At 72.0% G+C, this 26,979-nt stretch carries 25 protein-coding genes; 9 read left to right on the top strand and 16 right to left on the bottom strand.

Features of this window, described 5'->3' with window-relative positions; all coding sequences use genetic code 11:
• Positions 1 to 43: 43 nt before the first annotated feature.
• Positions 44 to 790, bottom strand: coding sequence for an SDR family NAD(P)-dependent oxidoreductase (locus LL648_RS29385; protein ID WP_232666008.1), 747 nt, complete (start codon positions 788 to 790; stop codon positions 44 to 46).
• A 74-nt stretch (positions 791 to 864) separates the two neighbouring features.
• On the opposite strand from LL648_RS29385, the gene LL648_RS29390 reads away from it, so the two are divergent.
• The 4 genes from LL648_RS29390 to LL648_RS29405 all read left to right on the top strand — a co-directional run bounded on the left by LL648_RS29390 (position 865) and on the right by LL648_RS29405 (position 4,804).
• Positions 865 to 1,314 carry a phage holin family protein gene (locus tag LL648_RS29390; RefSeq protein ID WP_232666009.1) on the top strand — a complete coding sequence of 150 codons (450 nt, stop codon included), beginning with the start codon at positions 865 to 867 and terminating at the stop codon, positions 1,312 to 1,314.
• Positions 1,311 to 1,667, top strand: a complete 357-nt coding sequence (locus LL648_RS29395) for a DUF3618 domain-containing protein (protein ID WP_232666010.1) — start codon at positions 1,311 to 1,313, stop codon at positions 1,665 to 1,667. The genes LL648_RS29390 and LL648_RS29395 overlap by 4 nt, the downstream gene beginning before the upstream one ends.
• A 222-nt stretch (positions 1,668 to 1,889) precedes the next feature.
• A complete protein-coding gene (locus LL648_RS29400; protein WP_232666011.1) occupies positions 1,890 to 2,639 on the top strand; it encodes an ABC transporter ATP-binding protein in 750 nt (249 codons plus the stop codon).
• Entirely contained in the window at positions 2,636 to 4,804 is a 2,169-nt protein-coding gene (locus LL648_RS29405; protein ID WP_232666012.1) for an FtsX-like permease family protein, read from the top strand. The genes LL648_RS29400 and LL648_RS29405 overlap by 4 nt, the downstream gene beginning before the upstream one ends.
• Here LL648_RS29405 and LL648_RS29410 read toward each other — a convergent pair.
• A complete protein-coding gene (locus LL648_RS29410; RefSeq protein ID WP_232666013.1) occupies positions 4,782 to 5,438 on the bottom strand; it encodes a TetR/AcrR family transcriptional regulator in 657 nt (218 codons plus the stop codon). The genes LL648_RS29405 and LL648_RS29410 overlap by 23 nt on opposite strands.
• An 87-nt stretch (positions 5,439 to 5,525) precedes the next feature.
• Between LL648_RS29410 and LL648_RS29415 the strand changes: the two genes are divergently transcribed.
• Positions 5,526 to 6,761, top strand: coding sequence for an FAD-dependent oxidoreductase (locus tag LL648_RS29415; protein WP_232666014.1), 1,236 nt, complete (start codon positions 5,526 to 5,528; stop codon positions 6,759 to 6,761).
• Positions 6,762 to 6,867: 106 nt separating this feature from the next.
• Here the strand turns inward: LL648_RS29415 and LL648_RS29420 are convergent, their stop codons facing one another.
• Both LL648_RS29420 and LL648_RS29425 read right to left on the bottom strand, forming a co-directional pair.
• Positions 6,868 to 7,155: a hypothetical protein gene (locus LL648_RS29420; protein ID WP_232666015.1), complete on the bottom strand. Its 288-nt coding sequence runs from the start codon at positions 7,153 to 7,155 to the stop codon at positions 6,868 to 6,870.
• A gap of 279 nt (positions 7,156 to 7,434) precedes the next feature.
• Positions 7,435 to 8,433, bottom strand: a complete 999-nt coding sequence (locus LL648_RS29425; RefSeq protein WP_232666016.1) for a polysaccharide deacetylase family protein — start codon at positions 8,431 to 8,433, stop codon at positions 7,435 to 7,437.
• A gap of 129 nt (positions 8,434 to 8,562) precedes the next feature.
• Between LL648_RS29425 and LL648_RS29430 the strand changes: the two genes are divergently transcribed.
• Entirely contained in the window at positions 8,563 to 10,176 is a 1,614-nt protein-coding gene (locus tag LL648_RS29430; RefSeq protein WP_232666017.1) for a putative glycoside hydrolase, read from the top strand.
• A gap of 121 nt (positions 10,177 to 10,297) precedes the next feature.
• Positions 10,298 to 10,534, top strand: a complete 237-nt coding sequence (locus LL648_RS29435; protein WP_232666018.1) for a hypothetical protein — start codon at positions 10,298 to 10,300, stop codon at positions 10,532 to 10,534.
• Positions 10,535 to 10,710: 176 nt separating this feature from the next.
• Here the strand turns inward: LL648_RS29435 and LL648_RS29440 are convergent, their stop codons facing one another.
• The 5 genes from LL648_RS29440 to LL648_RS29460 all read right to left on the bottom strand — a co-directional run bounded on the left by LL648_RS29440 (position 10,711) and on the right by LL648_RS29460 (position 15,777).
• Positions 10,711 to 11,850, bottom strand: coding sequence for a serine/threonine-protein kinase (locus tag LL648_RS29440; protein ID WP_232666019.1), 1,140 nt, complete (start codon positions 11,848 to 11,850; stop codon positions 10,711 to 10,713).
• Positions 11,851 to 11,937: 87 nt separating this feature from the next.
• Positions 11,938 to 12,900, bottom strand: coding sequence for a DNA polymerase domain-containing protein (locus LL648_RS29445; protein ID WP_232666020.1), 963 nt, complete (start codon positions 12,898 to 12,900; stop codon positions 11,938 to 11,940).
• Positions 12,901 to 12,946: 46 nt separating this feature from the next.
• Positions 12,947 to 13,741 (bottom strand): SDR family NAD(P)-dependent oxidoreductase, encoded by a 795-nt coding sequence (locus tag LL648_RS29450; protein WP_232666048.1) that lies wholly within the window; start codon positions 13,739 to 13,741, stop codon positions 12,947 to 12,949.
• A gap of 48 nt (positions 13,742 to 13,789) precedes the next feature.
• The gene (locus LL648_RS29455) at positions 13,790 to 15,265 is read right to left on the bottom strand and encodes an MDR family MFS transporter (protein WP_232666021.1); all 1,476 of its coding nucleotides are present in this window, start codon (positions 15,263 to 15,265) and stop codon (positions 13,790 to 13,792) included.
• Between the two features lie 107 nt (positions 15,266 to 15,372).
• Positions 15,373 to 15,777, bottom strand: coding sequence for an STAS domain-containing protein (locus LL648_RS29460; RefSeq protein ID WP_232666022.1), 405 nt, complete (start codon positions 15,775 to 15,777; stop codon positions 15,373 to 15,375).
• Positions 15,778 to 15,920: 143 nt separating this feature from the next.
• Between LL648_RS29460 and LL648_RS29465 the strand changes: the two genes are divergently transcribed.
• Positions 15,921 to 16,676, top strand: coding sequence for an ANTAR domain-containing protein (locus tag LL648_RS29465; protein ID WP_232666023.1), 756 nt, complete (start codon positions 15,921 to 15,923; stop codon positions 16,674 to 16,676).
• Positions 16,677 to 16,803: 127 nt separating this feature from the next.
• On the opposite strand, the gene LL648_RS29470 is transcribed toward LL648_RS29465, so the two are convergent.
• The 7 genes from LL648_RS29470 to LL648_RS29500 all read right to left on the bottom strand — a co-directional run bounded on the left by LL648_RS29470 (position 16,804) and on the right by LL648_RS29500 (position 24,237).
• Positions 16,804 to 17,685, bottom strand: a complete 882-nt coding sequence (locus tag LL648_RS29470; protein WP_232666024.1) for a PaaX family transcriptional regulator — start codon at positions 17,683 to 17,685, stop codon at positions 16,804 to 16,806.
• 91 nt (positions 17,686 to 17,776) lie between these two features.
• The gene (locus LL648_RS29475) at positions 17,777 to 18,331 is read right to left on the bottom strand and encodes a DUF6328 family protein (RefSeq protein WP_232666025.1); all 555 of its coding nucleotides are present in this window, start codon (positions 18,329 to 18,331) and stop codon (positions 17,777 to 17,779) included.
• Between the two features lie 33 nt (positions 18,332 to 18,364).
• Complete coding sequence (locus LL648_RS29480) at positions 18,365 to 18,928, bottom strand: type 1 glutamine amidotransferase domain-containing protein (RefSeq protein WP_232666026.1); 564 nt, start codon at positions 18,926 to 18,928, stop codon at positions 18,365 to 18,367.
• Between the two features lie 30 nt (positions 18,929 to 18,958).
• Complete coding sequence (locus tag LL648_RS29485) at positions 18,959 to 19,402, bottom strand: TraR/DksA family transcriptional regulator (RefSeq protein WP_232666027.1); 444 nt, start codon at positions 19,400 to 19,402, stop codon at positions 18,959 to 18,961.
• An 88-nt stretch (positions 19,403 to 19,490) separates the two neighbouring features.
• A complete protein-coding gene (locus LL648_RS29490; RefSeq protein ID WP_232666028.1) occupies positions 19,491 to 21,848 on the bottom strand; it encodes a glycoside hydrolase family 65 protein in 2,358 nt (785 codons plus the stop codon).
• The gene (locus LL648_RS29495; RefSeq protein ID WP_232666029.1) at positions 21,845 to 22,594 is read right to left on the bottom strand and encodes a beta-phosphoglucomutase family hydrolase; all 750 of its coding nucleotides are present in this window, start codon (positions 22,592 to 22,594) and stop codon (positions 21,845 to 21,847) included. Before LL648_RS29495 ends, LL648_RS29490 begins: the two co-directional genes overlap by 4 nt.
• Before the next feature lie 71 nt (positions 22,595 to 22,665).
• Positions 22,666 to 24,237, bottom strand: a complete 1,572-nt coding sequence (locus LL648_RS29500; protein WP_232666030.1) for an ATP-dependent DNA ligase — start codon at positions 24,235 to 24,237, stop codon at positions 22,666 to 22,668.
• A gap of 178 nt (positions 24,238 to 24,415) precedes the next feature.
• Between LL648_RS29500 and LL648_RS29505 the strand changes: the two genes are divergently transcribed.
• Positions 24,416 to 26,953 (top strand): DEAD/DEAH box helicase, encoded by a 2,538-nt coding sequence (locus LL648_RS29505; RefSeq protein WP_232666031.1) that lies wholly within the window; start codon positions 24,416 to 24,418, stop codon positions 26,951 to 26,953.
• The last annotated feature ends 26 nt before the right edge of the window (positions 26,954 to 26,979 follow it).

The following is a 26,979-nucleotide window of genomic DNA, read 5'->3' on the forward strand; positions in this document are numbered from 1 at the left end:
CAATGTTAGCGCTCACAAACAGCCAGAACGTCGTTGTCGACGGTTACGCGGACTCCTGTGACACGCTCCAGCCGCCGTCGACGACGAGGCTCGCGCCGGTGATGTAGGACGCCTCGGGCGAGCCGAGGAACGCGATCGCCGCGGCGACCTCGTCGGCTGTGCCGAGCCGGCCGGCCGCCGTGGCCGCGGCGCTGCGCCTGATCTCCTCCTCCGACACCCCGTCCCACACCGGGGTGCGGATCGGGCCGGGCAGCACGGCGTTCACCCGCACCTGCGGCCCGTACTCGACGGCCAGCTGTCTGGTCAGCGCCGTCTGCCCGCCCTTCGACGCCGCGTAGGCCGGGTACCTGCGGATACCGGAGAGGGCGTGCACCGACGAGACCACCACCACGGCGCCCTCGACCGCTCGCAGCTGCGGCACCAGCGCGCGCATGCCGAGGTAGGTGGCGGTCAGGTTGACCTCGATCTGGCGACGCCACGACTCCGGCTCCATCTCGTGCGCCGGCGCGTGCTGGACGAAGCACGCGTTGCTGACGAGCAGCCCCACCGGCCCCGGCCCCGCCTCGGCGGCCTCGGCCCACGCCGCCTCGTCGCTCACGTCGCCGACCAGCCCCATCGCCGAGCCCCCGATCGACGCAGCACCGATCGACGCAGCGACGTCGCGCACCGCCGGGTCGAGGTCGAAGAGCACGACCGACGCCCCCTCCGCCGCCAGCCGCACCGCCGTCGCCGCGCCGATCCCGCTCGCCGCACCCGTCACCACGGCCGTCACGCCGTCGAACCGCGCCATGCCTCCCCCTTCACCGTCCGGTGACCCGATCATGCCCGTGAATCGAACCGGCCAGGTACGGGTATGCCCTGTTCATGACCGCTACTCCGATGCACGAGGCGACCCACGAGGCCGGTCACGACCCCGGCCGCACGGAGCTCGCGTCCGCCACCACGTCCGAACTGATCTCCCGGCTCTCGACGCAGATGTCCGAGCTCGTGCGCGGCGAGCTGGAGCTTGCCCGCACCGAGCTGGCCGAGAAGGGCAAGCGCGCCGGGGTCGGTGCCGGGCTCGCCGGGGCCGCGGGCGTGGTCGCGCTGCTGGCGGCCGGCACGCTCGTCGCGGCCGGTGTGGGCGCGCTGGCTCTGGTGCTGCCGTTCTGGCTGTCGGCGCTGATCGTCGGCGTCGTGCTCCTGCTCGTCGCCGGGGTGCTCGCACTCACCGGCCGCGGCCGCCTGAAGGCCGCCGCACCACCCGTCCCGGAACAGGCCGTGGACGGGGTCCGCGACGACGTCGCCACCGTACGAGAGGCGGTCCACCGATGACGCACACCGACTCCACCCACACCGAGCAGCGTGAGCACCTCGACGAGCTGCGAACCGAGCTGGGCGCGACCGTCGAGGAGCTGGCCCACCGGGTCGACGTGCCCGCGCGGGCGCGGGCCAAGCGCGACGAGCTGGTCGGGCAGGCGCAGGCGAAGGTCGAGCAGGCCCGCGCGGTCGTCGAGGAGAAGGCCGCGCCGGTCGTGCGCGAGAAGGTCGGCCAGGCCCGCGCCGTCGTCGAGGAAAAGGCACCCGCCGTGCGCGCGAAGCTGCAGGCGGTGGACCCGCGGATGGCGGCCGCCGTCGCCGGTGCCCTGGTCGCCTTCCTCGTCGTCCGGCGCTACCGCAGGGGCTGAGCCCGCCGCCGCCTCCGGCGGGAAGGGCAGGAAAGCCACTTTCAGGCCCTGTGAGGGCAGGAAAGTGGCTTTCCTGCCCTCCGGCCGAAGGCCGGCTCGTCCGGAAGTACGAGCCCGCGCCGCAAGGTCCTCTCTCCGGCCGAGGTGCACGCCATCGCCCTCGGGAGATCGTTCGTCAGCGCCGCAACCCGACGGCCGCACTCCCCGGACGATGGAGAAGTGATGATCACGGACGTCCGCGCGCCCGCGGCACGCGCGACCCGGCTGGTGAAGGTCTACGGCAGCGGCGCCGCCGCCGTGCGCGCGCTCGACGAGGTGAGCCTCGACATCCCGGCCGCCCGGTTCGTCGCGATCATGGGCCCGTCCGGCTCCGGCAAGTCGACGCTCATGCACGTGCTCGCGGGCCTCGACACGCCCACCGCCGGATCCGTGCTGCTCGGCGGTACCGAGCTGGGCAGCTGCACCGACGCCGACCTCACGCGGATCCGGCGCGACCGGATCGGGTTCGTGTTCCAGTCGTTCAACCTGCTCCCCCAGCTCACGGCCGAGCAGAACATCGAGCTGCCGGCCCGCCTGGCCGGCCGCACTCCCGACCCCGCATGGCGGGCCCGCCTGGTCGATCTGCTCGGGCTGCGCGAGCGGCTGCACCACCGCCCCACCCAGCTCTCCGGCGGCCAGCAGCAGCGCGTCGCGATGGCCCGCGCGCTGCTCGGCCGGCCCGACGTCGTCTTCGCCGACGAACCCACCGGCAACCTCGACACCACGAGCGGCCACGAGGTCCTCGAGCTGCTCCGCACATCGGTGCGCGAGCTGGGCCAGACCGTCGTGATGGTCACGCACGACCCGGTGGCCGCATCCTTCGCCGACGAGGTCGTCCTCATGCGCGACGGCCGGCTGGTCGGCTCGCTGCCCGACCCGCGCCCCGACACCGTGCTGGCCGCGCTCTCCGCCGTCACCGGGATCGCTCGATGATCGGACCGGCCGCAGGCGCGCTGCTCGCCGAGACCCGCCGCAAACCGGGACGGCTGGTGCTCACCGGGCTCGCGATCCTCATCGCGACCGTCTTCGCCGCGGGCACGCTGCTCTTCAGCGAGACCCTCCGCGGCTACATCGCGGGCCGCACGCAGCAGACGCCTTCGGCGACCGCGGTCGCGATCCTGCCGGCGAAGTCGGCGAAGCCGGCCGAGATCCTCGACCGGCTCGCCCGCGTGCCAGGCGCCACCGGCGCGGTCGGGGTGTGGTCGGCGGTGCTCCCGGTGAGCGGCGCGGGCGCGACGACGTCGTGGGAGGTCACGTCCGACCCGATGGGCGGCGAGCTGAGCCGCATCACCGACCCGATGGTGGCTGGCCGGATCGCGACGTCGCTCGACGAGGTCGTGATCGGGGCGAGCACCGCGGAACGGACCGGTCTCACCCCCGGCGCCCACCTCACGCTGACCGGCGCAGACGGTGCAACCCGCGAGGTCACCGTCACGGGTGTCGTGCCGATCCCGCTGGACGGCGTGAACGCGCTCGTCGCGATGCCCGCGACGGTGGCGGCGCTCGGCGGGACGCTCGACCAGGTCGACGTGCCCGGTGCTGGAGGCGACAGCTCCGCGCTCGCCGCGGAGATCCACGACGCACTGGGCACGTCCGCGACCGTCCGCACCGGCGCCGACCAGCGCCTTTACGAGGTCGAGTCCGCCTCGTCCTCGGTGACGGCCGTGCTGCTGGGCGTCGGGGTGTTCGCCGGGGTTGCGCTGGTGGCGGCCGCGGTGATCGTCGCGTCGACGTTCCGGATCGTGCTCACGCAGCGCCGCACCCAGCTCGCGCTGCTGCGCTGCGTAGGGGCGCGCAAGGGGCAGCTGATCGGTGCGGTGCTCGCGGAGGCGGTGCTGACCGGGCTCGTCGCCGGGCTGGCCGGGATCGCGCTCGCGCTGCTCGGTGGCTACACGATCATCGCGGTGCTGCGGGCGAGCGGCGGGGACGACGTGCCGTCGCTGGGCGTGCCGTGGGCCGGCCTCGCCGGCTGCCTGCTGGTATCGGTGCTGGTCACGGTGGTCGCGGCGCTGGCACCCGCGCTCGCGGCCGCGCGCATCCCACCGGTGGCCGCGCTCGGCACGGCGGGCTCGGGCGAGGCCGGCGCGCCGCGCACCGGCCGCCGGCTCGTGCTGGCCGGCGCGTTCGCGGTGATCGCGACCGGGTCGGCGGCGCTCGTGCTCGGCGCGCCGGACGTCGACCCGGCGGTCGGGCTGTTCGCGCTCGCGGCGTCGGGCATGGTCGCCTTCGCCGCCGTCGTCGCGATCGGGCCCCTCCTCGTGCGGGCGCTCGGTGCGACGGTCGGGCGGGTGATCGCGCTGGTCGGGCGCGGGCCGGGCCGGCTCGCGACGGCCAACGCGGCGCAGGTGCCCCGCCGCACGGCCGCAACGATCTCGGTGCTGGCCCTCGGGGTCGGGCTGACCTCGGCGTTGCTGGTCGCGCTCGCGTCGACGCAGGCCGCCGCGGAGCTGAAGGTGGAGAAATTGTTCCCCGCCGACATCGCGATCAGCACGTCCGACCCGCAGGCGCTGCGCGGTCGGCTCGCCGCCGACCCCACGCTCGCCGTGGTCGGTGCCGACGAGAGCTCGGTCTACGTCGACCCGGCCGCCGGCGTGCCCGAGGCGCAAGCGCGGGCGGCCGTCGACACCGCGGTGGCCGGCACCCCGGGGGTGGTCGTCCAGTACGCGAGCGACGCGCGCGCCGAGGTCGAGACGATCACGAACAACCTGCGCCTCATCGGGCTCGGGCTGGTCGGGATGACGCTGCTGGTGGCGGTTGTCGGAGTGGCCGTGACGCTGATGCTCTCGGTCACCGAACGCACCCGCGAGACCGGGCTGCTGCGCGCGGTCGGGCTGACCCGCGGCGGCGTCCACGCGATGGTGGCGTGGGAAGCGGTGCTCGGCGGGACGGGCGCCGCGCTGCTCGGCGCGGTCATCGGCGGCGTCTACGGCGTGCTGGGCGCGCAGGTGCTGCAGGTGGGCGTCGGGTTCGTGCCGGCCGCGGTGCCGACGGTCGCGGTGCTCGCCGCCGCGGTGGTGCTGGTGGCGGCCGTCGCGGCGGTCGTCCCGGCCGTGCGGGCCGGGCGGGTCGCGCCGGTCACGGCGCTGCAGGAGGCGTGACGGCGGCCCGGTAGGCGACGCCGAGCTGATCGCCGACCGACTCGACGGTCAGCGCGGCGCCGGGCAGCGGGGTGCCCGGCGCCCGCAGGCCGTCGAGCAGCAGCGCGACGTGCCGGCGGCGGACGGCCGCGGTCAGCTCGGCGGGCAGCTCCGGCAGCGGGCGGGTGACGGTCGCGAGGATCAGCACGAGGTCGCCGGCCTCGACGTCTGGCCGCAGCGTGCCCTCGGCACGCGCGGCGTCCAGGAGCTGCCCCAGCGTGGTGCGCACGGCCCGCAGCGCCTCGTCGAAGTCGCTGCCCGGCTCGACGTGCGGGCCGAGGATCGGCAGCAGCGCCACGATCTCCCGCTCGACGATCGTGCGCACGAACCGTTCCAGCGCCGCCCACGCGTCGGGCTCCTCGGCGAGCGCCGCGGTCGCGTGCGAGCAGGCCAGCTCCATGTTGTCGATCGCAACCCGGCGCACCAGGGCGTCCCGGCTCGGGAAGCGGCGGTAGAGGGTCGCGTTCCCGACGCCGGCGCGCTCGGCGATCTGGTCGAGCGGCGCGGAGTGCCCGAGCGCCATGAACACCTCACGCGCGGCCTCGATGATCTGCTCCCTGTTGCGGCGGGCATCGGCCCGCAGCTGCTCACCCACATCGTCCTCCGAACTGAACAAGATCTCCCCACTTATGGTACCGTAACGCCTATCCGGGGACTTTCTCCCCAGTTAGGAGAGCCTGCAGTGAACACTTCGACGCAGTGCGTAGTAGCCGGCGGCGGGCCTGCCGGGATGGCGCTGGGCCTGCTGCTCGCCAGGGCCGGTATCGACGTCGTCGTGCTGGAGAAGCACGCCGACTTCCTCAGGGACTTCCGTGGCGACACCGTGCACGCCTCGACCCTCACGCTGCTCGACGAGCTCGGTATGGGCGAGCGCTTCGCGGCCTTGCCGCACCGCACCGAGCAGCACATCGACATGATCTTCGACGACGGCACGGTGACCCAGGACCTCACCCGCCTGCCGGGCCGTCACCAGCACATCGCGCTGGTGCCGCAGTGGGACTTCCTCTCGATGCTCGTCGAGGTCGGGACGCAGTCGCCACACCTGCAGGTCGTGATGAACGCCGAGGTCGTCGACCTGATCCGGACCGGCGGCCGGGTCAGCGGCGTGATCTACCGCAACCGCACGACAGGCAGGGAGCACGACCTGCGCGCCGACCTCGTCGTGGGCTGCGACGGGCGCAACTCGCGCGTGCGCGAGGCGCTCGGACTGCCGCGGATCAGCTTCGGCTCACCCTTCGACGCCCTGTTCACCCGCGTGCCGCGCACGCCGGACGACCCCGACCGCACGCTGCTGCGCTTCTCGTCGATCGGCGGTCTCGTCATGATCAACCGGACCGACTACTGGCAGATCGCGCTGCTGATCGGCAAGGGCGAAGGCCGGCGGGCGCTGCGTGACGACGCCGCTTTCCTGCGCAGCGGCATCAGCGCGCTCGAGCCGCGGTTCGCGGCGCGGATCTCGTCGCTGACAGCAGCGGACGTCGCACAGCTGGAGATCCGGATCGACCGCCTGCGACGGTGGTGGACACCGGGGGCGCTGTGCATCGGCGACGCGGCACACGCGATGTCCCCGATCGCCGGGGTCGGCATCAACCTGGCCGTCCAGGACGCCGTCGCGACGGCCCGCAGCGTGGTGCCAGGGCTGCGGCGCGGCTTCGTCCCCGATCGCGCGCTCGCCGCGGTGCAGCGCAGGCGGATGCTGCCCACCGTGCTCACCCAGGGGCTGCAGCGGGCCGCGGAACGCCGGTTCGTCGCCACCCCGGTCGAGCCGAGGGACACGCAGCCACCGGCGCTGCGCATCCCGCAGCCGCTGCGCACGTTGCGGCACCTGCCGGCGCTCCCCCACCTGATGGGGCGCATGGTCGGCATCGGCCTGCGCCCGGAGCACCTGACCGGGCCGCTCGCGCGACCGGCCGCGTGACGGGGCCCCTCACGCGCCCCTACCGGGGGTCAGGAAAGCCACTTTCATGCAACCACGTTGCATGAAAGTGGCTTTCCTGAACCTCCTCGCACCGACGGTGGCCCCATCAACCACCGAGCTTGACGCTGTCGTCGACGACGCAGGTGATGCTGTCGCCGGCGACCTCGGGGTCGGAGGAGCCGACGCCGAGGATGCCGAGCACGTTGCCCAGCGAGGCGACCACCCCGATGTCCGGGCACACCGCCAGGTTGTTCAGCAGGTTCACGTTGATCAGCCCGTCCTGCGTGTCGGCCTTCGGAGCCGGCGGCGGTGGTTCCTGCGCCGAGGCGATGGTCCCTCCTGTCAGCACTCCGAAGACGACGATCGCCACGACAATTGCAGCCCTTTTCAACACAGCCGGCTCCCCGATTCAGAATGGAATTTCACGGACGGGATGCGGTCATCCCGATCATGGAAGTTAACTGCCGCCGTCGCGGTTCACCACACTTCTGCCTCGATCGTGTGTCCCACTTCCTGCACGTTTCGTGAACGCCACCTCGGGGCATGCGCCGGCAAAACCACGCTCTGTAGACGGCCGTCCCGCTTCCGTGCCGTCGAATCGACCCCGCGGTGACTCGGTGTGCCGGAGCGCCTGGAACACCGCTCGCGTGGTCCGGTCGCCCGTCCGGGTCGGTCAAGGCAGCGGTTCGTAGGCCACGACAGGGGTGTCGAGCTGCGGCGACGGCGTGCCCGTCCGCGCCGGGTACGACACCGTCGCCGGGTTCCCGTCCGAGGTGTAGCGGCTCTGCGGCTGCGCGGCGAGCTTGTCCAGCCAGGTGGTGGAGCCGAAGGCGGCGTCGGTGCCGTCGGCGCCCTGCGAGCGGATGCGCGGGATGCCGCTCGGTTCGAAGTCGGCCGAGTACGGCGAGTCGGTCGGGTTCGAGCCGACCAGCAGGACCCCGGTGTAGTTGTAGCCCTCGCCGCGCGCCGCCAGCTGGGTGTCGCGCGGTCGCGCCCCGAACGGCAGCGCGAGCGTGCTGGGCGCGTAGCCGGGCAGCGCCTCGCGGATCAGGCCGTCACCGCGCACGATGTCCTGCCGGGCGCGCTCGGCCGGCGCGGTGCGCAGGTTGATATGGCCGAAGGTGTGGTTGCCGACCTCGAAGCCGTTGTCGTGCAGCCAGCGCAACGCGCGCGTCCCGCCCTCGCCGCCGCCGAACGGGGCGGCGTTGACGTACATGCTGGCCACGGCGGGGAATCCGGGGTTGGCCGCGGCGACGTCCATCAGGATCCGCACGGCGGTCCCCGGCGCCGGCGTGCCGTCGGGGCCGAGCGTGATCGTGGTCGGGTCGCCGTCGTCGAAGGTGAGGGCGACGGGGTGCTTGCCGGCCGGGATGTCGATGCGGCCGATCGAGAGGTCGGCGACGGTGATCGGCACGTAGCCCTCACCGGCCAGCCGCTGCAGCTCGGCCCGGAAATCCGCGGGGGTGCGGTCATAGACGGAAACAGGTTTCTCGACGAGCCGGTGGTACATCAGCACCGGAATCAGACCGAGCTCATTCGCCCGTACTTCCGCGGGGTTGGGCGGCGGCGCGATCTCGACGGTGGTGCTGCTCGGCGTCGCCGTCGCACAACCCGCCAGAACAACAGCAACAGACGCAGCGGCAGCCGCTGCAACAGCACGTGACCAGGACATAAAAGGAAAGGTACCCAGCACTCCCCGGCAGTAAATGTTGATCACTCGACCGGGTTGTCCGCAACGGTGAACGGGAAATTCACTGGCACAGTGAGAAGCCCCAAGCGAGAAGTCCCGCAAGGAGAGGCCATGTTCCAGTCGGAGTCCGAGCCGGAGTCGGAGTCTGGGCCGGAGTCGGAGCACCGCAGTCCGCTCCTTCCTGTCGCGATCGCGCTCGTGACGGTCGGGACGCTCCTGCTCGTCGCCGCGGCGTTGCAGCCCTCATTGCACGTGATCGGCGTCGCCGACGGCGGCGCTGTCACACCTGCCGCGTTCGAGGACCTGCAGATCCAGGCCGGCCCGGCGACGCAGGCCCAGCTCGACGGCGTGCCTGTGCCGCTGCGCCGCAATAGCGATGGCGATGGCGGCGACAAGGCGAGCCTCGAGGTGCCCGTCCCGGCAGAGGGACGCCACACGCTTGTCGTCACCTCACCCGGGGAGGCGATCCCGGGTTGGGGCGCCTCGAAGGAGCTGACCTTCGACGTCGACGCCACTCCGCCGGCCGTCGCGCTGGACGTGCCGGAGCCCGTCGAGCTGGGCCAGCCGTCGGTGATCACGGGACGCGCGCTGGGCGCGGAGACGGTCAGCGCGCTCGGGGAGACCGTCGACGTCGCCGAGGACGGGTCGTTCAGCGTGCCGGTGCAGCCCGGCACGGCGTCGGTCGACCTCTCGGCCGTCGACGCCGCAGGCAACACCGCCGCCCGCCAGGTACCGGTGCACGTGAAGCACCCGGGGATGCGCGCGGTGCACATGTCGGCGCTCGCCTGGAGCTCCGACTCCCTGCGCGAGCCGATCCTGCAGATGGCGAAGGAGGGCCGCATCAACACGGTGCAGCTCGACATCAAGGACGAGAGCGGCGAGATCGGCTACGCGTCGCAGGTGCCGCTCGCGCTGGAGATCGGCGCGAGCAAGGGGTACTACGACGCGCGGGCCGCGCTCGACCAGCTGCACGACGCCGGCCTGCGGGTGGTGGGGCGCGTCGTCGCCTTCCGCGACCCGATCCTGGCCGAGGCGTCCTGGACGGGCGGGCACAAGGACCGCGTGCTGCAGCAGTCGGACGGCTCGCCGTGGTCGGGCAAGTACGGCAAGTACGCGTTCACGAACTTCGCCAACCCCGAGGTGCGCGGCTACAACATCGCGCTCGCCGAGGAGGCATCGGAGCTCGGGTTCGACGAGATCCTCTACGACTACGTCCGCCGTCCCGACGGCAAGGTGTCGTCGATGCGGATCACCGGGCTGAACACGACGCCGGAGCAGTCGATCGCCGACTTCGTCGGCGACACCCGCTCGGCGATCCGCAAGCACGGTGCGCTGCTCGGCGCGTCGGTCTACGGGATCGCGGCCACCCGCCCGACGGAGATCGCGCAGGACATCTCGAAGATCGCCGACCGCGCGGACTACGTCGCGCCGATGGTCTACCCGTCGCACTGGGGCAACGGCGAGTACGGCGTCGCGAACCCAGAGGCCGAGCCGTACGACATCACGGCCCGCTCGCTCGCCGACTTCCGGTCCATCACCGGCGGGCGGCACAACGCCGTGATCCCCTGGCTGCAGGCGTTCAGCCTCCGCCACACCTACGGGCCGGCGGAGGTGCGGGCGCAGATCGAGGCCGCCGAGAGCAATGGCATGGACTCGTTCCTGCTCTGGAACGCGAGCTGCCGCTATGACGCCGACGGGCTCTCCGTAGCACCCGCCGCACCTTGAGCCGCCAGCACTCATAGTGACCGAGCACACACTGAACGCAAGATGGGCGGCGCGTGCCGTGCGTTCGGCGGCACATCGGACCCGGCGTCGATGACGGTGTGAAATCGAGTGCAATCAGAGCGTGCATATTTTCGCTCCCTACGCCCGTCACAGCGGTCCACTGACAGGTCTGACGGCCGTACTCACGATCTGGTCCTTCTGGGCAGCGCCGGTCCTGGCCGCACCCACGACACTCGCCTTCGTGCTCGCCGCGTACCTGTGGAGCCTCGACCTCGACGTGTGCGGCGCGCGGGTCCAGCGCCGCTGCCGGGGCTGCCGCACGGGCTGCATCGGCTGCCGCGAACGGATCGAAGCCTGACGCAGGCCGGCGCCCGAAACTCCCACCCGCACCCGCACCCGCACCCGCACCCGCCGCTCCGCGCACGGCACCGCGTGCGTCGCCCGCACGCGAGGGCAGGAAAGCCACTTTCCTGCCCTGTGAGGGCCGGAAAGTGGCTTTCCTGCCCTCCCCGGAGCACCAGGTGAGCTGCGGCGTCAGGGGGCGGAGGACGGGACGGCCGGCGGCGGCTCGTCCGAGCCGAGGCTCATCGCGATCCCGCCCAGCCCGGCCAGCACGATCATGGCCGCGGTGAGGGGTGACCGGAGCCTGCGCGGCACCCGCTTGCGGTGGCGCGCAGGGCCGCGGACCGCGGCGGCGACGAGCGTGGGTGCCGGCTCGTCATCGGCAGCGGCGTGGCGCGGGCCGGGCCCGGCCGAGTGGGCTGCGTGGCGGCCGGAGCCAGTGCCGATGTCGGTGTCGGCCCCGATGTCGAGCCGGCTCACGGGCTCGTAGCGCAGCAGCGCCGCGACGTGCTCGGCGCTGGGCCGGTCGCAAGGTGCGTCCGCGGTCATGGCCTGCAGCAGCGGGGTCAAGCCGTAGGGCAGCCCCGCCGGGACGGCCGGCCTGCGGTGCAACCGCGCCGACGCCGACTCGATCGGCTGGCCGGGGTACTCCCGGCGGCCCGTCAGCGCTTCCAGCAGCACCAGGCCGAGCGCGTAGACGTCCGACGGCGGCCCGACGATCTCCCCGCGGGCCTGTTCGGGGGCGAGGTAGGCGGCGGTCCCGACGACCAGCCCGGCGGCGGTGGCAACGGCGCCGTCGACGGTCCTCGCGATGCCGAAGTCGGTGAGCCGCACCCGCGCGCCGTCGGCCGTGCCCCAGCCTTCGAGCAGGACGTTCGCCGGTTTCACATCGCGGTGCACGATGCCGTTGGCGTGCACGTGCGCCAGCACGTCCGCGAGCTCGACGCCGATGCGTCGCACGCTGTCGGGGTCCAGCGGGCCGTTGCGCAGCACCGCGGCGAGCGCCGGGCCGTCGACGAGATCGGTGACGATGTACGGCCGGCCCTCGTCCCCGCTCTCGCCGTTGCCGCCGGCGATGCCGCCGCCCCGCAGTGCGACCAGCCCGGGGTGATCCAGCCGGAGCAGCGCGTTCATCTCCCTGTGCTGCTGGCGCAGGTCGTGGTCGGTGGCCCCGGAACGGAAGAGCTTGATCGCGACGACGGACCCGTCGCGCAGGTCACGACCCCGGCGGACGACGGCCGACGAACCGGTCCCGATCACCGGGCCGAGCGCGTACCGGCCCGCAACGGGTTCGTCGGGCGGGTCGGTATCGCTCGCCACAGCGGAAGTCACAAGTCGTAGATTCCCCCGTCCGGCCCAGTTCATGCACAAGAACGCCTGATGGTGGGCACAGAGATCACCCATCAGGATCACACCGGCTCACACATCGGGCAGACGCTGCTGGCGACCTACCAGCGGGACGAGCGGATCCCCCGCTTCGGCCAGCCTGGCGGGCAGGTCCGAGATCGTCCACCGGTCCGGGCGCAGGGCCGGGTCCTCAAGCTCGTCCCACCCGATCGGCACCGAGACGGGCGCCCCCGCGGCGGGCCGCGCGCTGAACGGGGCGACGAGCGTCTTGTTGATCGCGTTCTGCGTGTAGTCGAGCCGCGCGAGGCCGCCCCGCTTGGCGCGCTGCCATTCCCAGCTGATCAGGTCGGGCACGGCGCGCCCGACCGCGCGCGACACCTTCTCCACCCACGCCCGCGTATCGGCGAAGGTGTACCCGTCGGCGACCGGCACCCAGATCTGGATGCCGCGCCGGCCGGTGACCTTGGGCATGCCCTCGACGTCGAGGTGGTCCAGCGCGGTCCGGTACATCCTGGCCAGCACCAGGACGTCGGCGAACGAGCTCGTCGTACCCGGGTCGATGTCGATCAACGCCCACGTCGGCTGGTGCACATCGGGCAGCTTCGACGTCCACGGGTGCAGCTCGAGCGCACCGAAGTTGGCCAGCCAGACCAGCGCGGCGACGTCGTCCGGCACGATGTAGCACTCGGTCTCGCCGGGGTCGGCCTCCGCGTTGTACCAGCGGGTGAGCCATTCGGGCGCGTGGTCGGGCACCTCCTTGTGCCAGAACCCGCCCTGCTCGACGCCGTCGGGGAAGCGGTGCATGTTCACCGGCCGCCCGGCCAGGTACGGCAGCATGAACGGGCCGCTGACCGCGTGATGGCGGATCAGATCGCGCTTGGTCACCGCTGCGGCACCCGCGCGCGACGGGAAGAGCACCTTGTGGAGGTTGGTCAGCGCCAGGTCACGGCCCTGCAGGTGCCACGTCCCCTGCCGGCCGAGCTCGTCCAGCGCCGCGAGCTCGGCGGCGCTCGGCGGTTCCCTCCTGCCCGGCATGTGGCCGTATACCCATATCGCCGGTCCTGGACGCACGCGCCCCGGGTCAGGGCAGGATCGAGTCGACGTACCCGCCGTCGACGCGCACAGCGGCGCCCGTGGTCGCCGAGGCGAGGTCGCTGCTCAGGTACGCGACCATGTTCGCGATCTCGGTCGGTTCGATGAGCCGCTGCAGCAGCGACTGCGGCCGGTGCTCCAGCATGAACCGGCGCTGCGCCTCGTCCCACGGCAGGTCGTCCCCGACCAGCTCCTTGACGAAGTCCTCGACGCCACCGGTGTGGGTGGGGCCGGCGAGCACGGAGTTGACGGTGACGCCGGTGCCGGCGGCCGCCTTGGCGAACCCGCGGGTGACGGCCAGCTGCGCGGTCTTCGTGACGCCGTAGTGCACCATCTCCAGCGGTGTCACGACCGACGAGTCGCTGGAGATCGACAACACCCGCCCGAACCCGCGTTCCATCATCCCCGGCAGGTAGGAGCGGGTGAGCCGGACCCCGGCGAGCACGTTCACCTCGAAGTAGCGCCGCCACTGCGCGTCGTCGATCTCCAGCACCGGCGTGGGCGCGAAGATGCCGAGGTTGTTGACCAGCACGTCCACCGAGGGCAGCTCGGCGAGCAGGTGCGCCGCACCGTCGTCAGCGGCGACGTCGGCCGCTGCCCCGCGCACGGTCGCGCCCTGCACTGCATCCTGCACAGCGGCGACGGCAGCCGCGACGCGTTCCTCGGTGCGCCCGTTGACGACGACGTCCGCGCCGGCCTGAGCCAGCCGCACGGCGATCGCCTGACCTATCCCCTGGGTCGATCCGGTGACGAGCGCTGTGCGCCCGCCGAGGTCGATGCTCAGCTCGGTGGTCACCCGATCACCGTAGTGGCCGCCGGTCACCTCCACCGGTCATGCGGCGACCGCGGTGCTCTCGTCCTTCCGTGCCGAGGAACCACGGCCGACCAGGAACGACAGCGCAACCACGCCGATCGAGATGATCGCTGCGACGAGGAACGCCGCGTGCGTGCCGGCGGCGTCGACGTCGCCCTGCGGATCGAGCGAGTTGACCGTCATCACGGTGATGAAGAGCGCCGTCCCGGCCGCGCCCGCAACCTGCTGCAACGTCGTCAGGATGGCGCTGCCGTGGGAGTACAGCTCCGCGGGCAACGAGCCGAGCGCGTCCGTCATCAGCGGCGTGAACATGATCGACAGCCCGATGCACAGCGTGACGTGCACCGCCACCGCCATGAGCAGCGGCGACTCGGCGCCCAGCATGGTGAACAGCCAAAGCGCACCGCAGACGACGAGCGCGCCGGGCACGACGAGCGGGCGCGCGCCGTACTTGTCGAAGAGCCGCCCCACCACCGGTCCGAGCAGGCCCATGACCAGCCCGCCCGGCAGCAGCACCAGCCCGGTTGCCGTTGTCGAGGCGTGCAGCACGCTCTGCAGGTAGAGCGGCAGCAGGATGAGCGCCCCGAACAGCGCCATCATTGCGAGGATGACCAGCACGAGCGCGACGAGGTAGGTCCGGTGCGCGAGCGGGCGCAGGTCGAGCAGCGCCTTGTGGTCGCGCTGCAGCCGCAGTTGCCGCAGCACGAACGTCGCCAGCGCGACCGCCCCGACGGCCGTCGGGATCCACGGCGAGACCGCCATGTCGTGCCGCAGCGACTCACCGATGCTGCTCATCCCGTAGATGAGGCCGGCGAACGCGACCCCGGAGAGGAGCACGGAGAGCACGTCGAGCGGCACCGGGCGGGTCTCCGCCGTCACCCGCAGGTAGGTGGCGCCGAGCGCGAGCGCGATCACCGCGATCGGCAGCACCAGCCAGAACATCCACCGCCAGTCGAGCACCTGCAGGATCAGCCCGGAGATCGTCGGGCCGATCGCGGGCGCGACCGCGATGACGATCGTGATCGTGCCCATGGTGCGGCCCCTGCGCTCGGCCGGCACGAGCCGCAGCAGCGTCGTCATCAGCAGCGGCACCATCATCGCCGTCCCGCTGGCCTGCACGACCCGGCCCACCAGCAGCACCTCGAACCCCGGCGCGAGCGCCGCGATGAGCACACCGGTGGTGAACAGACCCATCGACGTCAGGTAGATCGATCGCGGCGCGAAGCGCTCCAGCACCCACCCGGTCGCGGGGATCACCACGGCCATCGTGAGCAGGAAACCGCTGGTCAGCCACTGCGCGGCGCTCGGTGTGACGTTCAGGTCGGTCATCAGGCGCGGCAACGCCACGCTCATGATCGTCTCGTTCAGGATCATGACGAACGCGGAGCCGACCAGCAACGCGATCACGAGCCCGGGCCGCGCCGTTCCGGAGCCCGCCTGCTCAGCGGCATCCGTCTCGACCGGCTGTGGCTCCTCGCCCTTCGGGCCGTCCATGCTGTTTCTCCCCCGTCCGTTCGGCCAGCTCCCTCGTGCGCCGGCCCGTCCATCCTGCATGACGGGCCGAGCGCACGAAGGGGTAGGACCACCTGACCGGGGTCTTCTCAGTGGGCGGCCAGGCGGTCCCCGAGCTCGTCGGGAGGGTCGGCCGAGATGGTGAGCACGGTGTCGACGCCGGTGATCTCCAGCGGGCGTGCGACCACCCGGCTGGCAGCACCGGCGATGTGCAGCGCGGCACCGGCGGCCTGCGCCTGCCGGTGCGCCTCCACGAGCGCCTGGATCCCGCCCGAGCTGAGGAACTGCACGTCGGAGCAGTCGAGCACAACGTGCTGACGGCGGCCGAGCTCGGCGGTGAGCCGGTCACGCAGCGTGTCGACGGTCACCATGTCGATCTCCCCGACCGGTCGCAGTACGATCACCGCGCCGTTCACGACCCGTTCTTCTATGGGCAGCGATTCCACTGCCGCCCTGCCTGCGTGCGGCTCTTCCAGGTCGTGGGGTCGGGTCATATGTCCTCCGTCGATGCAGCACGAATCGGCGGAGCTGTTGGCTCAACTCGCTGGTCGCATTCTTTCCGAGATCAATTGTCGACGGCAAGCGACCTCGGCGACCATCCACCTTCCGGCGGACGGCTCGGGGTTACTCTCCACCGGTGTCCGTCGACGAGTCCCACGAGCTGGGCGATGAGCTGCCGACGCCCGCCGGTTCGTTGGCGGCCCAGTTCGTGGAGCTCGCCGACGTGCTGCTGACGGCGCCGACGGTCAACGAGGTCCTGACGAAGGTGATGTACGCGGCGCGGGCGGTCGTGGCGGACGCGGGCGAGGTCAGCGTCACCGTGCGGGCACCGGACGGGCGCTTCCACACCCCGGTCGCCACCGCGCTGTTCGCCGAGCGGCTCGACGTCCTGCAGTACGACCTCGACGAGGGGCCGTGCGTCGAGGCGACCCGCACGCCCGGGCTCGGGCTCACGGCGTCGGCCGATCTGCGGCATTCCGTCGAGTTCCCCCGTTGGGGGCCCGTCGCTGCCGAGCTCGGCGTGCGCAGCGTGCTCGCCGTGGGCCTGTTCCCAGGTGGGGAGCCGCCCCGGATGGGCGCGTTGAACTTCTACTCGCCGGTGCCGAACGGGCTCGACGGCGCCGACCGCGACATCGCGCTGATCCTGGCCGCGCACGCGTCGACAGCGCTGGCCACGACAACCGCGTTCACCGCGAGCGAGCTGGAGTCGGCGCAGCTGCGCACGGCCCTGGACAGCCGCGACGTCATCGGCCAGGCCAAAGGCATCCTCATGGAACGGCGCGGGATCAGCGCCGACGAGGCGTTCGAGGTGCTCCGCGCGGCGTCGCAGAACCTGAACATCAAGCTCACCGACGTCGCCCGCACCCTCGCTGCCAACCGCGCCCAAATCTGAGTCGTCGTCGACAACGACCTTCTGGCGGTTTGTGAGCGCTAACAACAGCCATTACGTCGTTGTCGACGGTCAACCTCGGCAAAGAAGGCATAGGGGGCGGGTAACGACAGCGCCACACAAAGTGAGTTCATCCACGGCGCGTGGTGTCCCCTCCACCACGCGCCACCCCACGTGTACCGAGCTCACCGGCCACGTGCTCGCCGGCCGGCCCGGCGATCAGGCCGCGCAGGTCGGTGAAGAGCTGCTCCGCCGCAGCGCCGTTCCAGTCGGGCGGCAGCAGCTCGAGCGGGAGCCCGGGGTCGGCGTAGGGCAGCTGCCGCCACGACGTGACCATCTCGACGTACGCGGCGAACGCGGCGCCCTGCTCGATCGGGACGGCTCGCGCGAGCCGCTCCCGCAGCGGGCCGTACCGCTCGATGAACGCGGCGTACAGCTCGTGGAAGGCACCGAGGTCCCACCAGCGCCCGACGTTCTCGTGCGGATCGCCGAACAGCACGTGCTGGCCGTGGAACACCTCGGCGTACCCGTCGAGCCCGATGCGGCGCAGCGCGTCGCCGGTCTCCACCTCCAGGTGGCCCGGGGCCACCCACACCCCTGGCGCGACGGTGCCGAACCCCATCCTGATCAGCAACGATCGCAGCTGGTGGCGCTTGTCGCGCTCCGACTCCGGCACGGAGAAGATCACCAGCAGCCATCCGTCTGCGCTGGTCGCGCGGCGGCGGCCGAAGATCCGCGCGTCGCCCTCGGCGAGGATCTCGAGCGCGAGCGGGGTCAACCGGTAGCCGGCGGCCCCGTCGACGCGCTGCGCGTCGAGCAACCCGCGGCGACGCAGGCGCGAGATCGAGGAGCGTACGGCCTGCTCGTCGACGCCCATCTCGGCCATCAACCGCACGACGGCGGCGACGGACACCCAGTCGTCGTGCTGGCGCGCGTACAGCCCGTACAGCGAGACGATCAGCTGCCGCGGCTGCAGCACCGCAGCCGCCTGACCTCCCTCGACAACGCTCACCGGCAGGAGCTTATCCCGCCGAGGTGACGCCCGTCACCGCGCCGCTATCGCGAAGCTCGCTGGCCGCAGCACGATGCCGACGGCGCACGTATCACTCTTCGGAACGCCCCCCGCTCCCGTCAGCTTCGGCGGGGCGGGAACGGGAGGCGACCAGGAGCGGTAGCGGGAGCACGAACCAGAGCCCCATCAGCACCACCCCGCTCACCGACGCCGCGATGATCGCGAAGGTGCGACCCACCGCGACGTCGAGGACGAGGAGGACGGCGCCGGTGAGGGTGAGCGCCATCGTCGCGAGGCCGCTGCTGAACAGGCGGTGCCCCAGCTGCACCGTCTCGATCTTCATGCCGCGCCCGAACGTGATCCGGTGCGCCGCGGCTGGTGCCACGAGCAAGCCCGCCGTCACCACGGACATCAAGAGCGTCACCACGTACATCCAGCGCTGCGTGTCGTCGACGTCGCGGAACCGCTCGGTGAACGACATCGAGAGCAAGAACGCGAAGAGGATCTGCACGCCGGTCTGCGCGACCCGCAGCTCCTGCAGCAGCTCCGACATGTTGCGGTCGGCGCGCTGCAGCGGGCCCTCACCGCGTCCGTCTCCGGACGATGGTCCTGTCTCCGACGCAACCGCGGCCGAGGATCCCTCCATGGGGTGAAAATACCCGTCCGGAGAGATCGACAGTCACGTTCGTCCGGAATGCCGCCCTTCCGCGAACTCCTCGACGATCTTCGCGCAGAACGCCGGCAGGTCGTCGGGGTTGCGGCTGGAGACGATCCCGTTGTCGGTCACGACCTCCTCGTCGACGACGTCGGCGCCGGCGTTGCGCAGGTCGGTCCACACGCTCGGGTAGGAGGTCAGCGTGCGGCCTTTCGCCACACCTGCATCGATGAGCGTCCACGGGCCGTGACAGATCACCCCGACCGGGGTGCCGGCCTCGACGACCTCGCGGACGAACCGCTGCACGTCGGGGTCGATCCGCAGCTTGTCGGCGTTCACCGTGCCGCCAGGCATGATCAGCGCGTCGTAGTCGCTCGCCGTGGCGTCCGCTGCGGTCGTGTCTGCGGTGAACGTGTCGGCGGGTTCGGTGTCGTGGTTCATCGCCCGGAACGTGCCCGCTTCCAGCGAGACGATCTCCGTGCGAGCCCCTTCGGCGGTGACGGCGTCCCGCGGTTCGGTGAGCTCCACCTGCTCCACGCCGTTCGTGGCGAGGATCGCGATGCGCTTGCCGTCGAGCTTGCCGGCCATGGGTGATCTCCTTCGGTCTCGGACGACGGCTCAGACGACGACGGGTGTGTCGGCGTGTTCCCGGCAGGTGATCGCTTCGGGGCGCGCGTCGAGCCGCTCGTCGTCGATCGGCTGGTTGCAGACCGCGCACTTGCCGTACGTGCCGTCGTCGATGCGGGTCAGCGCGTCGCTGACGAGCCTGCGCTGCTCGGCGACGGTGTCGGAGAGCAGGTTCGACTCCATCGCCGTCGTGACGTCGCTGCCGTAGTCGCCCGTGTGCTGGCCGAGCGCGCCTTCCCGCTCGGCGCCGGGCGCGGTGTCGGCGCGCTCCTGCTCCGCGGTGCGCGCGCGTTCGTCCAGCTCGGCCAGCTGCGTGGTGAGCAGCTCGCGGGCGTGCTCGGCGTCCATGTCGGGTTCCTCCGTGATCACGTCGAGATCGGTGACCACACCGGCGTACCCGTCGCCCCGCCCGACGAACCGCACCCCCGTCCACAACGAACTTCCCCACCGTTTTGGGTGGATGCGCGCCGAAATGGCGCGCATGTGCCCAAAACGGTGGGGAAGTTCGTGCCTGTTCCCGGGGTCAGCCGGGATGGCGCGCCTTCGGGGTGCGCCCGAACGGCTGCTCGACCGGCTCCACCGGCTCCGGGGCCGGGATCGGCAGCCGCAGCGGCTTCTCGGAAAGCGCGGCCGGCTCGCCGTGGTGGCGCAGGCGCATCGGTGGGCCGCTGACCAGCCGGTACTCCGCTTCCTCCGCCGTGATCTCGACGCGCAGCTGCCGACCCTGCCAGAGCAGCCCGAACGAGATCCGCGAGAGCGCCGGAGGCAGCCTGGGCGCGAAGCCCAGCCCGGTAGCGTCGCACTGCATCCCGCCGAACCCGGCCACGACGGCCGTCCACGTCCCGGCCATCGACGCGATGTGCACACCGTGGTCGGTGTTGCCGGCGAGGTTGTTCAGGTCGACCAGCGCCGATTCGGCCAGGTAGTCGTACGCCAGGTCGAGGTGCCCCGTCCACGCCGCGACAACGGCCTGCGTGCACGCCGAGAGCGACGAGTCGCGCACGGTGATGCCCTCGTAGTAGGCGAAGTTGCGGCGCATCTGCTCCGGCGTGAACGCATCAGGCCGCAGCTGCATCGCCAGCACCAGGTCCGCCTGCTTCGACACCTGCTTGCGGTACAGGTCGAAGTAGGGCACGTGCAGCAGCAGCGGGTACTTCTCCGGCGGTGTCCCCTCGAAGTCCCACACCTGGTGGTCGGTGAACCCCTCCGACTGCGGGTGCACGCCCAGCACCTCGTCGAACGGGATCCGCATCGACTTCGCCGCGTCCCGCCAGGACGCCATCTCCTCGGCGTTGACGCCCAGCTTCGCCGCCTTGCGGGAGTGCCGGGCCGCGGTGTCGGCGGCCACGCGCAGGTTCAGCTGCGCCATCAGGTTCGTGTAGACGTTGTTGTCGACGATCGCGGTGTACTCATCCGGGCCGGTCACGCCGTCGATGCGGAACTGCCCGGTCGCGTCGTGGTGCCCCAGCGAACGCCACAGCCGGGCGGTGGCGACCAGCAGCTCCAGCCCGACCTCCTTCTCGAAGTCGGCGTCACCGGTCGCGGCGATGTGGCGGCGCACGGCGTCGGCGATGTCGGCGTTGATGTGGAACGCCGCCGTGCCCGCCGGCCAGTACCCCGAACACTCCTGCCCGCGGATCGTCCGCCACGGGAACGCCGCACCCGACAACCCCAGCTGCTCGGCCCGCTCATACGCCAGCGGCAGGATCGACTGCCGCCACCGCAACGCGTCCGCGGCCGCCTCCGGCGCGAGGAACGACAACACGGGCAGGCAGAACGTCTCGGTGTCCCAGAACGTGTGCCCGTCGTAGCCCTCGCCGGTGAGCCCCTTCGCGCCGATCGCGCGCCGCTCCGCCCGCGCACCGGCCTGCAGGACGTGGAACACCGCGACCCGCACGGCCTGCTGCAGTTCGGCGTCGCCGTCGATCTCGACGTCGGCCGCGGCCCAGAAGTCGTCGAGGTACTCGCGCTGCTCGGTGAGCAGCCCGTCCCACCCGGTGTAGCGGGCCGCCGCGAGCGCGGCCCGCACCTGGTCGTGCAGCGCGGGCTGCGACCGCCGCGACGACCACCCGTACGCCAGGTACTTGGTGATCGTGAGCTTCTCCCCCGGCTTGAGCCGGGAGATGATCGTGGTGCGCCCGATGTCGTCGGTCGCCTCCGAGGTGACCTTGAACCCCTCCGGCCCGTGCACCTCGTGGTCCATCGCCGCCGCCACCCGCAGCCCCGACTTGCGGGTCTGGTGGATCAACGTCGCGCCGGCGTCGTCGCTGCGGTGCAGCTCCGACACCAGCGGGTCGGTCAGCGCCGCCTCGACGCGCGGGTCGTCGTCACCGCGAGCGGGCAGCTGCTCGTTCGCCACCAGCTCCGACTGCACGACCAGCAGCGCAGGCGCGTCGAGCACCTCGACCTCGTAGCTGATCGCAGCGATCGCACGCTGGGTCAACGACACCATCCGCGTGCTGCGGACCTTCACCACCCGACCCGCCGGCGAGGCCCACTCGACCTCACGGGTCAGCGTGCCCGCCTGCAGGTCCAGCACCCGCTCGTGGGACCGCAGCTCGCCGTAGCGCAGATCGAACGGCTCGTCCTCCACCAGCAGCCGGATCAGCTTGCCGTTGGTCACGTTGATGATCGTCTGACCGGACTCCGGGTAGCCGTAGCCACCCTCCGCGTACGGCAACGGACGCCGCTCGTAGAACGAGTTCAGATACGTGCCAGGGGTGGCGTGCGGCTCACCCTCGTCCAGGTTGCCGCGCAGCCCGATGTGCCCGTTGGACAGGGCGAACACCGACTCCGACTGGCCGATCGTGGCCAGATCCAGCTTCGGCTCACGCACCACCCACGGCTCGACGGTGAACCCGCGACCGGGATCCGGGCTCATTCCCCTGCTCCTTCGAGAAGATCTGCCAGGTCGGCGACGACGACGTCGGCGCCGTGCTCGCGCAGCGCGTCGGCGTGCCCGAGCCGGTCGACACCGACGACGAACCCGAAGCCGCCCGCCTTGCCGGACGCGACACCGGCGAGCGCGTCCTCGAACACGACGGCCTCGCCGCGCTCGACACCGAGGTCGGCGGCCGCTGCGAGGAACGTGTCGGGCGCGGGCTTGCCGGGCAGGCCGCGCTCCTTGGCGGTGACGCCGTCGACGCGGTGGTCGATGTACTCCGTGAGCCTCGCGACCTCGAGCACCTGCTCGGCGTTCGCCGACGACGACACGACGGCCGTCGCGAGCCCCGCCTCCTTGACCGCGCGCAGGTAGCGCACCGAACCCGGGTAGACGTCCACGCCGACCGTGCGGATCTTCTCCTGCACGAGGTCGTTCTTCCGCGTCGCCAGCGCCAGCACCGTTTCGGCGTCGGGCGCGTCGCCCGGCTCGCCCGCGGGCAGCACGATGCCGCGGGAGCGCAGGAACGAGTCGGTGCCCTCCAGCCGCGGCTTGCCGTCGACGTAGGGCCCGTAGTCGGCCTTCACGTCGAAGGGCTGGAACGCCGTGCCGTCGCGCTCGGCTCGTTCGCGCAGGTAGTCGTCGAACATCTGCTTCCACGCAGCCGCGTGGACGCTCGCGGTATCGGTGAGGACACCGTCGAGATCGAAGAGGCACGCACGGGTGCCGTCGGGAAGGCCGAGCATGTCGCGAACGGTACCCAGTGTGGCGATCACAGTCTGTGGCGACCGCCGAATCGTGGAGACGACCCGCGCGGCTACAGTTCCCCGCTTCTGCCTTGAGTCAGTGCGATCACCACCGGCTCCCCGGCGCCGCCGATGACCCGCACCTCGCACCCGGGACCCACCTGACGTGCGGAGACGGTGAGTACCCCGCCTTGCGCGCGGGGCTCGATGTCGCGCTGGACGGCCGCCCGCACGGCCGAGAGCACACGCATCGGCTCCACCCGCACGCCGTGCACGGCAGCGTCGACGTCGAGCTCCACGCGCAGCCGCTTGCCGAAACGGGCCTGTTCGAGCTGGAGGTACGCGCGCACGGCGTCGAGCTCGCTACCGAGCGTGCTCACTGCGTCGCCGAGCTGGATCGTGGCGGCCTGGTCGGCGGCGCGTGACAGGTCGGCGAACCCGAAGAGCAGCTCGCGGGCCCGGCCGGGGTCGGTCCGGATCAGCGCAGCGATGGTGTTGAGCGCGTTGTAGACGAAGTGCTGCTCCAGCCGCCGCGACTCCGGGGAGGCCGGCGGCTCGGCCACCTCGGCCGCCTCGGCCGCCTCCGGCACCTCGACCGGGGCCGGCTCCGTCATCGGCGCGGCTTCGACGGGGACCTCCTCGGTCACCGGGTCGGGCACCTGCACGGCGGGCTCGGTCCGCTGCGGCGGCGGTTCGGGTGGGCGCGCCCACCGCGCCGGGGATTCGTCGCCGTCGGCCCCGTCGGTCACGAGCCCCCGCCAGCGGGGCAGCCGCAGCCGCCCGCCGGCGACGAACCCGGTGAACTCCACCAGCCCGACCAGCCGCGGGGCCACCCAGATCGCGTGCCGCGCCGCCTCGACCGGCACGTCGCCCGCGAACGGGGCGCCCTCGGCGCGCAGTTGTGTGAGCGCTGACACCTGTCGCCGCTCATCGCCCGCGACGCCGACCCGGCCCACGTAGGCGAGCCGCTCCCCGTCGGGGACGCCGAGCAGCAGGCTCGCGATGGTGTCGGGCCGCGCGATGTCGGTCGGCGTCCAGCCGCCCACGACGACCTGCCGGACCCGCGGGACCGGCACCTTCACCCACAGCGGCGAGCGGCCACCGGGCCGGTAGCGCGAGCCGAGGTGGCGGGCGTGCAGCGCGTCGACACCTTTCGCGTCGGCGATCCGCAGCATCGTGTCGAGCTCGCTGACCGGCAGCGGGGAGGTCGCCCACACCGGCGCTGCGTCGAAACCGAGGCCCTCCAGCAGCGCCCTGCGGTCGCGGTAGGGCAGGTCGAGGGTGCTGTGCCCGTCTAGCCACAGCAGGTCGGCCACCTGGAAGTCGACGGGGACGTTGCGGATCGTCGCGTCGGTCGGCCGCATCCGGCCGCTGCGGCGCTGCAGCAGCCGGGCGCGCGGGGCGTGCTCCTCGCCGCGCGCGACGAGCGTCCCGTCGAGCACCATCCCGCGCGGCGGTGAGCGTCGCTCCAGCGGCGGGCCCAGCTCGGGATAGGCGGAGGTCATCGAGACGGCGTTCGCCGAGAGCAGCCGCACGCGCCGGCCGGGCTCGACGTAGGCGATGCAGCGGTGGCCGGTCCAGGCCAGCTCGACCACCCAGTCGGGGCCCGTCGGCGGCATCCCGGAGCCCGCTGAGGCATGCATGGGCGACACGAGCTCGGGAACGCCCCCCGAGGTCTGCCGACCCGTCACAGAGGTGACTCTAGTGCCCTCCGTTAGGACCACCCGAGCCTGCCGGTATCGGCGCGCTCGCCGTGCGTGACTGCCCCCAGCGGCCCCCCGACGTCGCCGCGGCAGCCGACCAGGGACGATCGGTCCCATCATGACGCTGACCGACCGCATGCCGCCCACCGCGCCCGGCGCCGACCCCGATCCCGACCTCCTCGTCGAGGCGTTCAGCGACTGGGCGTTCGAGGAACAGGGCCTCTCGCTGTACCCCGCGCAGGAAGAGGCGCTGCTGGAGCTGGTGACGGGCAGCAACGTCATCCTCTCCACGCCGACCGGCTCCGGGAAGTCGCTGGTCGCGGTCGCAGCGCATGCCGCCGCGCTGGCCCGCGGGCAGCGCACGTACTACACGGCCCCGATCAAGGCGCTGGTCAGCGAGAAGTTCTTCGCGCTCATCGACGTGTTCGGCGCCGACAAGGTCGGGATGCTCACCGGCGACGCCGCCGTCAACGACACAGCGCCGATCATCTGCTGCACCGCGGAGATCCTCGCCAACATCGCATTGCGCAACGGCACCGGCGCGGACGTCGGCTCGGTCGTGATGGACGAGTTCCACTTCTACTCCGACCCCGACCGCGGGTGGGCGTGGCAGGTGCCGCTCATCGAGCTGCCGCAGGCGCAGTTCCTGCTGATGAGCGCCACCCTCGGGGACGTCACCTTCTTCCAGGAGGACCTGACGCGGCGCACCGGCCGGGAGACCGCGGTGATCACCTCGGTGCAGCGGCCGGTCCCGCTGCACTACCGGTACGTCTTCACGCCGCTGCACGAAACCATCGGCGAGCTGCTGCAGACCCACGAAGCACCGGTCTACGTCGTGCACTTCACGCAGGCATCCGCCGTCGAGCGGGCGCAGGCGCTGATGAGCGTCAACGTCACCAGCAAGGACGACAAGCAGGCCATCGCCGACCTGATCGGCCGCTTCCGGTTCACCGCGGGGTTCGGGAAGACGCTCTCGCGGCTGGTGCGCCACGGCATCGGCGTGCACCACGCCGGCATGCTGCCGCGCTACCGGCGGCTCGTCGAGACGCTCGCGCAGGCCGGGCTGCTGCGGGTCATCTGCGGCACCGACACGCTCGGCGTCGGGATCAACGTGCCGATCCGCACGGTCCTGTTCACCGCCCTGGCCAAGTACGACGGGCAGCGCACGCGGCCGCTGAAGGCGCGCGAGTTCCACCAGATCGCCGGGCGGGCCGGCCGGGCCGGGTACGACACCGTCGGCACGGTCGTCGCCGAGGCGCCCGACCACGAGGTCGAGAACGCGCGCCTGATCGCGCGCGCGGGCGACGACCTCAAGAAGCGCAAGCGGATCGTGCGCAAGCAGCCGCCGGAGGGGTTCGTCGGCTGGTCGCAAACGAGCTTCGAGAAGCTGCAGGTGGCCCAGCCCGAGGCGTTGACCAGCCACTTCGCCGTCACGCACGCGATGCTGCTGAACGTGATCTCCCGGCCGGGCGACGCGTTCGTCGCCATGCGCCACCTCCTGGAGGACAACCACGAGCCGCGGCCGCGCCAGCGCAGGCACATCCTGCGCGCCATCGCGATCTACCGGGCGCTGCGCGCCGCCGGTGTCGTGGAGCAGCTGGCGGAGCCCGACGCGGAGGGCAGGCGGGTGCGGGTCGTCGGCGACCTGCAGCTCGACTTCGCGCTCAACCAGCCGCTCTCACCGTTCGCGCTGGCCGCGATCGAGCTGCTGGACCGCACGTCGCCGTCGTACGCCATGGACGTGCTCTCGGTGGTCGAGTCGACGCTCGACGACCCCCGTCCCGTCCTGTACGCGCAGCAGAGCAAGGCCCGCGGCGAGGCCGTCGCGGCGATGAAGGCCGACGGCATCGAGTACGAGGAGCGGATGACGCTGCTCGAGGACGTCACCTACCCGAAGCCGCTCGACGAGCTGCTGCACGCCGCCCTGGAGACCTACCGTCGCGGCTCGCCGTGGGTGGAGGACGCGCGGCTCTCGCCGAAGTCGGTCGCGCGGGACATGTTCGAGCGCTCCATGACGTTCGTCGAGTACGTCTCGCACTACCAGCTCGCGCGCTCGGAGGGGCTGGTGCTGCGCTACCTCGCCGACACCTACCGGGCGTTGCGACAGACCGTCCCGGACGAGGCGAAGACCGAGGAGCTCGCCGACGTCGAGGAGTGGCTCGGCGAGCTGGTGCGCCAGGTCGACTCCAGCCTCCTCGACGAGTGGGAGGCGCTCGCCGCGGGCGCCGGGACCGGCGAGGACGTCGCGCCGCCGCAGCTCGACCAGGGCCCGGCCGGCGTCACCCGCAACGTGCGCGCGTTCCGGGTGCTGGTGCGCAACGCGCTCTTCCGCAGGGTCGAGCTGGCCGCGCTGCGGCGCTGGGACCTGCTCGGCGAGCTCGACGCGGAGTCGGGCTGGAACGGCGAGGCGTGGCGCGCCGCCCTGGAGCCGTACTTCGCCGAGCACGCCGACATCGGCACGGGCCCCGACGCCCGCGGCCCTTCCATGATCACGATCACGGAGGAGCCGGAGCGCTGGCTCGTCCGGCAGGTGCTCGACGACCCCGCGGGCGACCGCGACTGGGCGATCAACGCCGAGGTCGACCTGACGGCGTCGGACGAGGAAGGCACCGCCGTGGTGTGGGTGACGGCGGTGGAGCCGCTCGGCGGGATGTAGCGCCGAGGGTCTCCGCTAACAGGGGT

Origin of the sequence: Pseudonocardia sp. TRM90224, assembly GCF_021245725.1 — a bacterium.
In the GTDB taxonomy this organism is placed as follows: Bacteria; Actinomycetota; Actinomycetes; order Mycobacteriales; family Pseudonocardiaceae; genus Pseudonocardia.